Here is a 12,970-nt window from a genome sequence, read left to right as displayed (position 1 = left end):
ATGCCTCAACTGCCCGCGCCCGACTACCGGGCCGATGTACGCGCCCGGCTGGAGGCGGACGGCAAGGAGATCGTCGCCCGCTACCCCGACAGCCGCTCCGCGCTGCTGCCGCTCCTCCACCTCGTACAGGCGGAGGAGGGGTACGTCTCGCGCACCGGCATGGCCTTCTGCGCGGACCTCCTGGAGCTGACGACGGCCGAGGTGACGGCCGTCGCCACGTTCTACTCCATGTACCGGCGGGGGCCCTCCGGCGACTACCAGGTCGGCGTCTGCACCAACACGCTGTGCGCGGTGATGGGCGGCGACGCCATCTTCGACGAGCTGAAGCGGCACCTGGGCGTCGGCAACAACGAGACCACCGACGACGGCAAGGTCACCCTCGAACACATCGAGTGCAACGCCGCCTGCGACTTCGCGCCCGTCGTGATGGTCAACTGGGAGTTCTTCGACAACCAGACCCCCGAGTCCGCCAAGCGCCTCGTCGACGACCTGCGCGCGGGCCGCCAGGTCGAACCCACTCGGGGCGCGCCCCTGTGCACGTACAAGGAGACCGCGCGCATCCTCGCCGGCTTCCCCGACGAGCGGCCCGGCGCGGTGGCCGCGACCGGCGGCGCGGGACCCGCCTCGCTGGCCGGCCTCAGGCTCGCCCGGGGCGAGACGCAGGGAGCCCGCGTGGTGCACCCCCGCGGCGAGGAACCGCACGACGAGCGCCCGGCCAACGAGGAGGGGGAGTGATGACCTTGGCAACCGAGATCGAAGGAAACGGGAACGGGAGCAGCCCCGAGAAGCTCCTGTCCCCGGTCCTCTCCGCGTTCTGGGACCAGCCCGAATCCTGGACCCTGGAGACCTATCGGCGTCACGACGGCTACCAGGGTCTGCGCAAGGCGCTCGCCATGACGCCGGACGACCTCATCGCGTACGTCAAGGACTCCGGTCTGCGCGGCCGTGGCGGCGCCGGCTTCCCCACCGGGATGAAGTGGCAGTTCATTCCCCAAGGAGACGGCAAGCCGCACTATCTAGTTGTCAACGCCGACGAGTCGGAGCCCGGGACCTGCAAGGACATCCCGCTCCTGTTCGCCAACCCGCACTCCCTCATCGAGGGGATCGTGATCGCCTGTTACGCGATCCGGTCGTCGCATGCCTTCATCTATCTGCGGGGCGAAGTCGTCCCCGTACTGCGGCGGCTGCACGAGGCCGTCAAGGAGGCCTACGCGGCGGGCTACCTCGGCAAAAACGTCCTCGGCAGCGGTCTGGACCTCGAACTCACCGTGCACGCGGGCGCGGGCGCGTACATCTGTGGCGAGGAGACCGCACTCCTGGACTCCCTCGAAGGCCGTCGCGGCCAGCCCCGGCTGCGACCCCCCTTCCCCGCGGTAGCCGGTCTGTACGCGTGCCCCACTGTCGTCAATAACGTGGAATCCATCGCGTCGGTTCCCGCGATCCTGCACCGCGGAAAAGAGTGGTTCAAATCGATGGGCAGCGAGAAGTCGCCCGGCTTCACGCTGTATTCGCTGAGCGGGCACGTCGCGGGCCCCGGCCAGTACGAGGCGCCGCTCGGCATCACGCTGCGCCAGCTGCTCGACATGAGCGGCGGGATGCGCAAGGGCCACCGGCTCAAGTTCTGGACGCCGGGCGGCTCTTCGACCCCGATGTTCACCGACGAGCACCTCGACGTGCCGCTGGACTACGAGGGCGTGGGCGCGGCCGGATCGATGCTCGGCACCAAGGCGCTCCAGTGCTTCGACGAGACCACCTGCGTGGTGCGGGCGGTCACCCGCTGGACCGAGTTCTACGCCCACGAGTCCTGCGGCAAGTGCACACCGTGCCGTGAAGGGACGTACTGGCTGGTCCAGTTGCTCCGCGACATCGAGGCCGGCCAGGGCTCGATGGACGACCTCGACAAGCTGAACGACATCGCCGACAACATCAACGGCAAGTCGTTCTGCGCGCTCGGCGACGGCGCCGCCTCGCCGATCTTCTCCTCGCTCAAGTACTTCCGCGACGAGTACGAGCAGCACATCACGGGCAAGGGCTGCCCCTTCGACCCCGCCAGGTCCACGGTCTGGGCGGACGACAGCACGGAGGTGAACGCATGACTGTGACGACGAGTAGCGCTTCCTCCGGGGGCGGCGAGGCGGCGGGGCCGTCCAAGGCCGTTGAGGAAACAGTCTCGCTGACCATCGACGGCATCGTCATCAGCGTCCCCAAGGGCACCCTGGTGATCCGCGCCGCCGAACAGCTCGGCATCGAGATCCCCCGGTTCTGCGACCACCCGCTGCTCGACCCGGCCGGCGCCTGCCGCCAGTGCATCGTCGAGGTCGAGGGCCAGCGCAAGCCGATGGCGTCCTGCACCATCACCTGCACCGACGGCATGGTGGTCAAGTCCCAGCTCTCCTCGCCGGTCGCCGAGAAGGCCCAGCGCGGAGTGATGGAACTCCTCCTGATCAACCATCCGTTGGACTGCCCGGTCTGCGACAAGGGCGGCGAGTGCCCGCTGCAGAACCAGGCGATGCAGGTCGGTGACACGGATTCGCGTTTCGAAGGCAAGAAGCGCACCTATGAGAAGCCGGTCCCGATCTCCACCCAGGTGCTCCTGGACCGCGAGCGCTGCGTCCTGTGCGCCCGCTGCACCCGGTTCTCCAACCAGATCGCCGGCGACCCGATGATCGAGCTGATCGAGCGGGGCGCGCTCCAGCAGGTCGGGACGGGGCAGGGCGACCCGTTCGAGTCGTACTTCTCCGGAAACACCATCCAGATCTGCCCGGTCGGCGCGCTGACCTCGGCGGCGTACCGATTCCGCTCCCGGCCCTTCGACCTCGTGTCGTCGCCGTCGGTGTGCGAGCACTGCGCGGGCGGCTGCGCGACCCGCACCGACCACCGGCGCGGCAAGGTCATGCGGCGCCTGGCGGCCGACGACCCCGAGGTCAACGAGGAGTGGATCTGCGACAAGGGCAGGTTTGGATTCCGGTACGCGCAGAAGGCGGACCGTCTGACCACGCCCATGGTGCGCGACTCGGGGACCGGTGAGCTCCAGCCGGCCAGCTGGCCCGAGGCACTTGAGGCGGCCGCCGCCGGACTCGCCGCCGCGCGCGGCCGGACCGGGGTGCTCGCCGGAGGCCGGCTGACCGTCGAGGACGCGTACGCCTACGCCAAGTTCGCCCGGATCGCCCTCGACACCAACGACGTCGACTTCCGGGCCCGCGTGCACTCCGCCGAGGAGGCCGACTTCCTGGCGGCCCGGGTCGCCGGACACGGCCGGGACCTCGACGGGCGGGGCGCCACCTACACATCCCTGGAGAAGGCACCGGCGGTTCTGCTCGCCGGGTTCGAGTCCGAGGAGGAGGCGCCCGGCGTCTTCCTGCGGCTGCGCAAGGCCTGGCGCAAGCACGGCCAGCGCACCTTCTCGCTCGCCACACACATGACCCGCGGCCTGCACAAGGCGGGCGGCACGCTGCTGCCCGCCGCGCCCGGCACCGAGACCGAGTGGCTGGACGCGCTCGCGGGCGGCGTCGGCCTGGACGCGGACGGCACGAAGGCGGCCGAGGCACTGCGCTCCCCGGGCGCCGTCCTCGTCGTCGGCGAACGGCTCGCGGCCGTGCCCGGCGCGCTGACCGCCGCCGTGCGCGTGGCCTCGGCGACCGGCGCCGACCTGGTGTGGATCCCGCGCCGGGCCGGCGAGCGCGGCGCGGTGGAGGCGGGCGCGATCCCGTCGCTGCTGCCCGGCGGCCGTCCGGCCACCGACCCGCGCGCCCGCGAACAGGTCGCCTCGGCCTGGGGCGTACGCGAACTCCCGCACCGCTACGGGCGCGACACCGGCCAGATCGTCGAGGCCGCGGCCACCGGCGAGCTGGGCGCCCTGCTCGTCGCGGGCGTCGACCCGGCGGACCTGCCGGACCCGGCGCGCGCCCGCGAGGCCCTCGAAGAGGCCTTCGTGGTCAGCCTGGAGCTGCGGCCCACCGAGGTCACCGCCCACGCGGACGTGGTCTTCCCGGTCGCGGCCGTCGCCGAGAAGCCCGGCACCTTCCTCAACTGGGAAGGCAGGGCCCGCCTGTTCGAGTCCGCGCTCAAGCCGGAGCAGCTGACCCGCACCCCGGCGCCCACGGACGCCCGCGTGCTGCACATGCTGGCCGACGCACTCGACGTCCATTTCGGTCTGCCCGATCTCCGTTCCGTACGCGGCGAGATGACGCGGCTCGGCACCTGGGACGGGCCGCGCGCGAGTGAGCCCCTGGAGTCGGCGCAGCCGCTGCCGAGGCCCGGCGAGGGCGAGGCGGTCCTGGCAGGACACCGGATGCTGCTCGACCAGGGCTCGCTCCAGGAGGGCGACGAGGCGCTGGCGGGCACGCGGCACGCGGCCGTGGCCCGGCTTTCGGCGACCACCGCGGCCGAGTCCGGCGTCAAGGACGGCGACCTCCTGGAGGTCACCGGACCGTCCGGAAGCGTCCAACTCCCGCTCCAGGTCAGCGAGATGCCCGACCGGGTGGTGTGGCTGCCGCTGAACTCCGTCGGCGCTGGCGTCACCGCCGACACCGGCGCGGTCCCCGGCCAGGTCGTCCGCATCGGCCCGGCCGTTACGGAAGCCCCCTCGGAGGTGGTGGAGGCGTGATCACGCTCGCTGCGGAGGACCTCTCCCTGTTCGGCCGCGACCCCTGGTGGCTCGTCGTCGTCAAGGCCGTCTTCTGCTTCGCGTTCCTGATGGTGACCGTGCTGTTCTCCATCGTGTGGGAGCGCAAGGTCGTCGCCTGGATGCAGCTGCGCATCGGCCCCAACCGGCACGGACCCTGGGGCATGCTCCAGTCGCTCGCCGACGGCATCAAGCTGATGCTGAAGGAAGACGTCATCGTCAAGCGGGCCGACAAGGTCGTCTACGTCCTCGCCCCGATCATCGCCGCGATCCCGGCGTTCATGGCGATCGCCGTGATCCCGTTCGGGCCCTCGGGCAACGAGGTGTCGATCTTCGGCCAGCGCACCACGATGCAGCTCACCGACCTGCCGATCGCCATGCTGTACGTGCTGGCCGTCGCCTCGGTCGGGATCTACGGAATCGTGCTCGCGGGCTGGTCCTCCGGCTCGACGTACCCGCTCCTCGGCGGTCTCCGCTCGTGCGCGCAGATGATCTCGTACGAGATCGCCATGGGCGCGGCGTTCGCCTCGGTCTTCCTCTACTCCGGCTCGATGTCGACCTCGAAGATCGTCGAGGCGCAGGGCGACCGCTGGTACGTCGTGCTGCTGCCGGTCTCCTTCATCATCTACATCATCACGATGGTCGGCGAGACCAACCGGGCCCCGTTCGACATGCCGGAGTCCGAGGGCGACCTGGTCGGCGGCTTCAACACCGAGTACTCGTCCATCAAGTTCGCGATGTTCATGCTCGCCGAGTACGTCAACATGGTCACCGTCTCGGCCGTCTCGGTCACCCTCTTCCTCGGCGGCTGGCGCGCGCCCTGGCCCATCAGCACCTTCTGGGCGGGCGCGAACCACGGCTGGTGGCCGATGCTCTGGTTCGTCATCAAGGTCCAGCTGCTGCTCTTCTTCTTCATCTGGCTGCGCGGCACCCTGCCCCGGGTCCGCTACGACCAGCTGATGAAGCTCGGGTGGAAGGTCCTCATCCCGGTCTCCGTGGTCTGGCTGATGCTGGTCGCGACCGTACGGGCGCTGCGAAACGACGGCTACGACTTCTCGAAGATCGTGCTGTACGTCGGCGGCGCGGTCATCGCGGTGCTCCTTGTCTCCTTCGTCGCGGACGTCTTCCGCGGCAAGAAGGAAGCCGAGGAGGCGAAGGCGCCGCCCGCGGCCTTCGACCCGATGGCCGGCGGATTCCCGGTGCCCCCGCTGCCCGGCCAGACCCTTCCGCCCGTACCCCGCCGACGGCCGCGCCAGGAACGCGAGTTGATTGTCAGTGGTGGAGTCGATACTGAGAGTGACCGAGAAGGAAGGGAGGACGACGGTGCCTGAGTCATCGACCGGTAAGTCGGGGAAGCCTGGAGAGTCGGGGAAGCCCGGGGAGCCGGGGGAGAAGTTCCTCAATCCCGTGGCCGGCTTCGGCGTGACCTTCAAGGCCATGTTCAAGAAGCGGCTGACCGAGCAGTATCCGGAACAGCACAAGACCACCGCGCCGCGCTTCCACGGCCGCCACCAGCTCAACCGGCATCCGGACGGCCTGGAAAAGTGCGTCGGCTGCGAGCTGTGCGCCTGGGCCTGTCCCGCCGACGCCATCTATGTGGAGGGCGCGGACAACACGGACGAGGAGCGCTACTCGCCGGGCGAGCGCTACGGCCGCGTCTACCAGATCAACTACGCCCGATGCATCCTGTGCGGCCTGTGCATCGAGGCCTGCCCGACCAGGGCGCTGACGATGACCAACGAGTTCGAACTGGCCGACTCCTCCCGCGAGAACCTGATCTACACCAAGGAGCAGCTGCTCGCCGGGCTCGACGACACCATGGTCGACAGCCCGCACGCGATCTATCCGGGCATGGACGAGCAGGACTACTACCGGGGCCTGGTCACCGAGGCCGCGCCCGGCACCGTCCGGCAAGTGGCGCTCAGCAAGGGGGAGCGGCCCCAGGAGGGCGCCTCCACCTTCGGTGAGGACGAGCCCGCGTCCAGCAAGGCGGTGGGGGCATGAGCGCGCCCACCGAGCTGCTCGCCGCGGCCGCGTCGCACACCTCGACCGGTGAGGCCTTCCAGTTCTGGGTGCTCGGCACGGTCGCCGTGATCGGCGCCCTGTGCACCATCCTCATGAAGAAGTCCGTGCACAGCGCGCTCTGCCTGGCCGGAACCATGATCATCCTTGCGGTCTTCTACCTCGCCAACGGGGCGTACTTCCTGGGCGTCGTACAGATCGTCGTCTACACCGGCGCGATCATGATGCTGTTCCTCTTCGTCGTCATGCTGGTCGGCGTCACCGCCGCCGACTCGCTGAAGGAGACCATCAAGGGCCAGCGCTGGTGGGCCGCGGCCTGCGGGCTCGGCTTCGGGGTGCTCCTGATCGCCGGCATCGGCAACGCCTCGCTGAAGACCTTCACCGGGCTCGGCCAGGCCAACGCCAACGGAAACGTGGAGGGGCTGGCCACCCTCATCTTCACCAAGTACGTCTTCGCCTTCGAAATCACCGGCGCCCTGCTGATCACCTCGGCGGTCGGCGCGATGGTGCTCACCCACCGGGAGCGCACCGAGCGCGCCAAGACCCAGCGCGAGATGTCCGAGGAGCGCGTACGCGGCAAGCACCTGCCCCCGCTGCCCGCCCCCGGCGTCTACGCCCGGCACAACGCGGTGGACATCGCGGGCCTGCTCCCCGACGGCACGCCCTCGGAGCTCACCGTCAACCAGACGCTGCGCGGCCGGGGCCAGATCCGTGACGTGTCCAGCGAGGCGCTCGCCGACCTCAAGGCCCTGGAGCAGCGCTCCGAGGAGCGGCTCGGCCGGGACGAGGAGGCGGTCAAGTGAATCCGGTCAACTACCTCTATCTGGCAGCCCTGTTGTTCACCATCGGCGCCGCCGGAGTGCTCATCAGGCGGAACGCGATCGTGGTCTTCATGTGCGTCGAGTTGATGCTCAACGCCTGCAACCTCGCGTTCGTCTGCTTCTCCCGGCTGCACGGCAACCTCGACGGCCAGGTCATCGCGTTCTTCACGATGGTCGTCGCCGCCGCGGAGGTCGTCGTCGGGCTCGCGATCATCGTGTCGCTCTTCCGTTCCCGCCACTCGGCCTCGGTCGACGACGCCAGCCTGATGAAGCTGTAAGGGGTCGCTGAATCGTGGACAACCTCATTGCGCTGCTCATCGCGGCGCCTCTGCTCGGAGCGGCCGTACTGCTGTGCGGCGGACGGAGACTGGACGGGATCGGCCACTGGCTGGGCACGCTGCTCGCGGGCGCGTCCTTCGTCCTCGGCGCGGTCCTCTTCGTCGACATGCTGGGCCGCTCGGCCGACAGCCGGACGGTGACCAAGCACCTGTTCAGCTGGGTTCCGGTCGAGGGCTTCCAGGCCAACGTCGGCTTCCAGCTCGACCAGCTGTCGATGACCTTCGTCCTGTTGATCACCGGTGTGGGCACGCTGATCCACATCTACTCGATCGGCTACATGGAGCACGACGAGAAGCGCCGCCGCTTCTTCGGCTACCTCAACCTGTTCCTCGCGGCGATGCTGCTCCTGGTGCTCGCCGACAACTACCTGCTCCTGTACGTCGGTTGGGAGGGCGTGGGCCTCGCTTCCTACCTGCTCATCGGCTTCTGGCAGCACAAGCCCAGCGCGGCGACCGCAGCCAAGAAGGCCTTCCTGGTCAACCGGGTCGGCGACATGGGCCTGTCCATCGCCATCATGGTGATGTTCACGACGTTCGGCTCGTTCGCGTTCTCCACCGTCCTGAACGGGGCGGACGGGGCGAGCTCGGGCCGCGACACCGCCATCGGCCTGATGCTGCTGCTCGCCGCCTGCGGCAAGTCGGCGCAGGTGCCGCTGCAGTCCTGGCTCGGCGACGCGATGGAGGGCCCGACCCCGGTCTCGGCCCTGATCCACGCGGCGACCATGGTGACCGCGGGCGTCTACCTGATCACCCGCTCCGGCGCGGTCTTCAACGCGGTGCCCGACGTCCAGACGGTCGTCGTGATCGTCGGCGGGGTCACGCTCCTGTTCGGTGCGATCGTCGGTTGCGCGAAGGACGACATCAAGAAGGCTCTGGCCGGCTCGACGATGTCGCAGATCGGCTACATGATCCTGGCCACCGGCCTCGGCCCGATCGGCTATGCCTTCGCGATCATGCACCTGGTGACGCACGGCTTCTTCAAGGCCGGGCTCTTCCTCGGTGCGGGCTCGGTCATGCACGGCATGAACGACGAGGTCGACATGCGCAAGTACGGCGGTCTGCGCCGGTACATGCCGGTCACCTTCGCCACCTTCGGCCTCGGCTACCTCGCCATCATCGGCTTCCCCGGCCTGTCCGGCTTCTTCTCCAAGGACAAGATCATCGAGGCGGCGTTCGCCAAGGGCGGCACCGAGGGCTGGATCCTCGGCGCGGTCACCCTGCTCGGCGCGGCCATCACCGCGTACTACATGACGCGCGTGATGATCATGACCTTCTTCGGCGAGAAGCGATGGAACCCCGAGGAGGTGCACCCGCACGAGTCCCCGAAGTCCATGACGATCCCCATGGTCGTGCTCGCCTTCGGTTCGGTCTTCGCGGGCGGCATCTTCGGCATCGGCGACCGGTTCGTGAAGTGGCTGGAGCCGATCACGTCCTTCGACCACGGTGACTCACCGGTCGGCCAGTGGACCGTCACCGGCGCCACCATCGTCTGCCTGCTGATCGGCGTGGGCCTCGCGGTCGCCCAGTACGGCCGGGGGACCGTCCCGGCCGTCGCCCCGCGCGGCTCGCTGCTCACCCGGGCCGCCCGCCGCGACCTGCTCCAGGACGACTTCAACCATGTCGTCCTGGTCCGCGGCGGCCAACACCTCACCCGCTCGCTCGTCTACCTCGACCACAGCCTGGTCGACGGAGTCGTCAATGGAACCGCCGCCTCGGTCGGCGGGCTCTCCGGCCGGCTGCGCAAGCTGCAGAACGGCTTCGCCCGCAGCTACGCGGTCTCGATGTTCGGAGGTGCTGTGGTGATCATCGCCGCGACTCTGCTGATGAGGGCGGTGTAACGCAATGTCCTTCCCCCTCCTCACCGCGACGGCGGCCCTCCCGGCGCTCGGCGCGATCGCCACCGCGGCCGTCCCCGCGGCCAGGCGGACCGCCGCCAAGTGGCTGGCCCTGCTGGTCTCGGTCGGCACCCTGGCGCTCTCCGCGATCCAGCTCGTGCGGTTCGAACCGGGCGGCGCCCGCTACCAGTTGACCGAGTCGCACGCCTGGATCAAGGACTTCGGAGTCCGCTACGAACTGGGCGTGGACGGCATCGGGGTCGCCCTCATCGGGCTCACCGCGCTCCTGATCCCGTTCATCATCGCGGCCGGCTGGCACGACGCCGACCCCCTGGAGACCAACAGCAGCCGCTGGCGGCCGACCCAGGGCTTCTTCGCCCTGATCCTCGCCGTCGAGGCGATGGTGGTGCTCTCCTTCGAGGCCACCGACGTCTTCCTCTTCTACATCCTGTTCGAAGCCATGCTCATCCCGATGTACTTCCTCATCGGCGGCTTCGGCGACCGGGCGCACGCACAGGGCGACGAGGCGGCGGCGACCCAACGCTCGTACGCGGCCGTCAAGTTCCTGCTCTACAACCTGGTCGGCGGCCTCATCATGCTGGCCGCCGTCATCGGCCTGTACGTGGTGGCGGGCTCGTTCTCGCTGAACGAGATCGCCGCGGCCCGCGCCAGCGGCTCGCTCCACATGGCGACCAACACCGAACGGCTGCTGTTCCTCGGCTTCTTCTTCGCCTTCGCGGTGAAGGCCCCGCTGTGGCCGCTGCACACCTGGCTGCCGAACGCGATGGGCGAGGCGACCGCGCCGGTCGCCGTGCTGATCACCGCGGTCGTCGACAAGGTCGGCACGTTCGCGATGCTGCGCTTCTGCCTCCAGCTCTTCCCGGAGGCCAGCAAGTGGGCGACGCCGGTGATCGTGGTGCTCGCCGTGATCAGCATCATCTACGGGGCGCTGCTCGCGGTCGGCCAGCGCGACATCAAGCGCCTGGTGGCGTACGCGTCGATCTCGCACTTCGGCTTCATCATCATGGGCATCTTCGCCATGACCAGCCAGGGCCAGTCCGGCGCGACGCTCTACATGATCAACCACGGGATCTCGACGGCCGCGCTGATGCTGGTGGCCGGCTTCCTGATCTCGCGGCGCGGCTCGCGGCTCATCTCGGACTACGGCGGCGTGCAGAAGGTCGCCCCGGTGCTCGCCGGTACGTTCCTGATCGGCGGTCTGGCCACCCTGTCCCTGCCGGGGCTGGCCCCCTTCGTCAGTGAATTCCTGGTCCTGGTGGGCACGTTCAGCCGCTACCCGGTGGCCGGAGTGGTCGCCACCCTGGGCATCGTCCTGGCCGCGCTCTACGTCCTCGTGCTCTACCAGCGGACGATGACCGGCCCGGTCAAGGCCGAGGTCCAGGGCATGCCGGACCTCAAGGTCCGCGAACTGCTCGTGGTGGCTCCGCTGATCGCGCTGCTGATCTTCCTCGGGGTCTACCCGAAGCCGCTGACGGACATCGTCAACCCGGCGGTGCGGCAGACCATGTCGGACGTACAGAAGAAGGACCCCAACCCGGTGGTGGAGGCGGCCAAGTGAGCTCATCAGCTGTCCACAGCCTGTGGACCACGGCGGCCGAAGGCAAGCTGGACAAGATCCCCGCGCCGCACATCGAGTACGCCCAGCTCGCCCCCACGCTGATCGTGGTGGGCGCGGCGATCATCGGCGTCCTCGTGGAGGCCTTCGTCCCGCGCCGCAGCCGCTACTACGTGCAGGTGTTCCTGTCGGTGGTCGCGCTCGCCGCCGCCTTCGCCGCGGTGGTCGGCCTCGCGGCCGGCGGCTACGGCACGACCAAGGCGCACATCGCGGCCATGGGCGCGATCGCGGTCGACGGCCCGGCGCTCTTCCTCCAGGGCACGATCCTGCTGGCGTCCATCGTCGCCGTCTTCACCTTCGCCGAGCGGCGCCTCGACCCGGTGGCGCACGGCAACAAGGTGGACTCCTTCGCCGCGCAGGCGGCCTCGGTGCCGGGCAGCGACAGCGAAAAGGCCGCGGTCAAGGCCGGGTTCACCACGACCGAGGTCTTCCCGCTGGCCCTGTTCGCGGTCTCGGGCATGCTGGTCTTCCCTGCGGCGAACGACCTCCTGACCCTCTTCGTGGCCCTGGAAGTCTTCTCCCTCCCGCTCTACCTGCTGTGCGCCCTCGCCCGCCGCAAGCGGCTCATGTCGCAGGAAGCGGCGGTCAAGTACTTCCTGCTCGGCGCGTTCTCCTCGGCGTTCCTGCTCTTCGGCATCGCGCTCCTGTACGGCTACGCGGGCTCCGTCTCGTACGCCACGATCGCCGACGTCGTCAGCGGCTCGGTCCAGAACGTGGACCCGGCCCTTGCCGGCACCATGGGCAACGACGCGCTGCTGCTCATCGGCGGCGCGATGATCCTGATGGGCCTGCTGTTCAAGGTCGGCGCGGTGCCGTTCCACATGTGGACGCCGGATGTCTACCAGGGCGCGCCGACCCCGGTCACCGGCTTCATGGCGGCGGCCACGAAGGTAGCGGCCTTCGGCGCCCTGCTCCGCCTCCTGTACGTGGTCCTGCCCGGCATGAGCTGGGACTGGCGGCCGGTGATGTGGGGCGTCGCGATCATCACGATGCTGGGCGGCGCGGTCGTCGCGATCACCCAGACCGACATCAAGCGGCTGCTCGCGTACTCCTCGATCGCGCACGCCGGGTTCATCCTGGCCGGTGTCATCGCGACCAACGCGGACGGCATCTCGTCGGTCCTCTTCTACCTCGGGGCGTACTCGTTCGTGACGATCGGCGCGTTCGCGGTGGTCACGTTGGTGCGGGACGCGGGCGGCGAGGCGACGCACCTGTCCAAGTGGGCTGGCCTGGGCCGACGTTCACCACTGGTGGCGGCGGTGTTCGCGGTCTTCCTGCTCGCCTTCGCGGGCATCCCGCTGACGTCCGGCTTCTCCGGAAAGTTCGCCGTGTTCAAGGCGGCGGCGGAGGGGGGTGCCGGGGCGCTGGTCGTGGTCGGTGTGATCTCCTCGGCGGTCGCCGCGTTCTTCTACATCCGGGTGATCGTGCTGATGTTCTTCAGCGAGCCGAAGGCGGATGGGCCGACGGTGGCGGTGCCGTCGCCGCTGACGATGACGGCGATCGGGGTGGGGGTGGCTGTGACGCTGGTGCTGGGTGTGGCGCCGCAGTACTTCCTTGACCTTGCGCATAGTGCGGGGGTGTTTGTGCGGTAGGGGCGGTTCGGGGGGGGGGGGGGTCCCGGCGCGGGGGGGGGGCGCCGGGGCCTTTTTTTTTCCCCGCCCCGCCCCTTCCCGGGACCCTCCGGGGGTGGGGGA

Annotated in this window: 10 protein-coding genes; all 10 read left to right on the top strand. The window is 69.4% G+C overall.

The annotated features are described in order from the left end of the window. The 10 genes from nuoE to nuoN are packed head-to-tail and all read left to right on the top strand — an operon-like array spanning position 1 to position 12,868. Positions 1–735, top strand: a complete 735-nt coding sequence (gene nuoE / locus ADK54_RS29440) for an NADH-quinone oxidoreductase subunit NuoE (protein ID WP_053728786.1) — start codon at positions 1–3, stop codon at positions 733–735. Then, entirely contained in the window at positions 735–2,096 is a 1,362-nt protein-coding gene (nuoF, locus tag ADK54_RS29435) for an NADH-quinone oxidoreductase subunit NuoF (RefSeq protein ID WP_053728785.1), read from the top strand. Before nuoE ends, nuoF begins: the two co-directional genes overlap by 1 nt. Then, positions 2,093–4,606: an NADH-quinone oxidoreductase subunit G gene (locus ADK54_RS29430; protein ID WP_053728784.1), complete on the top strand. Its 2,514-nt coding sequence runs from the start codon at positions 2,093–2,095 to the stop codon at positions 4,604–4,606. The genes nuoF and ADK54_RS29430 overlap by 4 nt, the downstream gene beginning before the upstream one ends. Continuing rightward, on the top strand, positions 4,603–5,955 hold the full coding sequence (gene nuoH, locus ADK54_RS29425) for an NADH-quinone oxidoreductase subunit NuoH (protein WP_053728783.1): 1,353 nt from the start codon (positions 4,603–4,605) through the stop codon (positions 5,953–5,955). The genes ADK54_RS29430 and nuoH overlap by 4 nt, the downstream gene beginning before the upstream one ends. Further along, entirely contained in the window at positions 5,948–6,628 is a 681-nt protein-coding gene (nuoI, locus tag ADK54_RS29420; protein WP_078966730.1) for an NADH-quinone oxidoreductase subunit NuoI, read from the top strand. Before nuoH ends, nuoI begins: the two co-directional genes overlap by 8 nt. Continuing rightward, a complete protein-coding gene (locus ADK54_RS29415; protein WP_053728781.1) occupies positions 6,625–7,449 on the top strand; it encodes an NADH-quinone oxidoreductase subunit J in 825 nt (274 codons plus the stop codon). The genes nuoI and ADK54_RS29415 overlap by 4 nt, the downstream gene beginning before the upstream one ends. Next, complete coding sequence (nuoK, locus tag ADK54_RS29410; RefSeq protein WP_053728780.1) at positions 7,446–7,745, top strand: NADH-quinone oxidoreductase subunit NuoK; 300 nt, start codon at positions 7,446–7,448, stop codon at positions 7,743–7,745. The genes ADK54_RS29415 and nuoK overlap by 4 nt, the downstream gene beginning before the upstream one ends. Positions 7,746–7,759: 14 nt before the next feature. Further along, a complete protein-coding gene (gene nuoL / locus ADK54_RS29405; RefSeq protein ID WP_053728779.1) occupies positions 7,760–9,643 on the top strand; it encodes an NADH-quinone oxidoreductase subunit L in 1,884 nt (627 codons plus the stop codon). A 4-nt stretch (positions 9,644–9,647) separates the two neighbouring features. Beyond that, positions 9,648–11,219, top strand: coding sequence for an NADH-quinone oxidoreductase subunit M (locus ADK54_RS29400; protein ID WP_053728778.1), 1,572 nt, complete (start codon positions 9,648–9,650; stop codon positions 11,217–11,219). After that, complete coding sequence (nuoN, locus tag ADK54_RS29395; protein ID WP_053728777.1) at positions 11,216–12,868, top strand: NADH-quinone oxidoreductase subunit NuoN; 1,653 nt, start codon at positions 11,216–11,218, stop codon at positions 12,866–12,868. Before ADK54_RS29400 ends, nuoN begins: the two co-directional genes overlap by 4 nt. Positions 12,869–12,970 lie beyond the last annotated feature (102 nt).

Source organism: Streptomyces sp. WM6378 (genome assembly GCF_001279695.1).
GTDB lineage: Bacteria > Actinomycetota > Actinomycetes > Streptomycetales > Streptomycetaceae > Streptomyces.
This window is presented reverse-complemented; position numbering and strand designations above follow the sequence as displayed.

Bases quoted from the DNA above. Each gene is read 5' to 3' on its own strand.
- nuoE (WP_053728786.1), top strand. From the start codon at position 1: ATGCCTCAACTGCCCGCGCCCGACTACCGGGCCGATGTACGCGCCCGG.
- ADK54_RS29430 (WP_053728784.1), top strand. From the start codon at position 2,093: ATGACTGTGACGACGAGTAGCGCTTCCTCCGGGGGCGGCGAGGCGGCG.
- nuoF (WP_053728785.1), top strand. From the start codon at position 735: ATGACCTTGGCAACCGAGATCGAAGGAAACGGGAACGGGAGCAGCCCC.
- ADK54_RS29415 (WP_053728781.1), top strand. From the start codon at position 6,625: ATGAGCGCGCCCACCGAGCTGCTCGCCGCGGCCGCGTCGCACACCTCG.
- ADK54_RS29400 (WP_053728778.1), top strand. From the start codon at position 9,648: ATGTCCTTCCCCCTCCTCACCGCGACGGCGGCCCTCCCGGCGCTCGGC.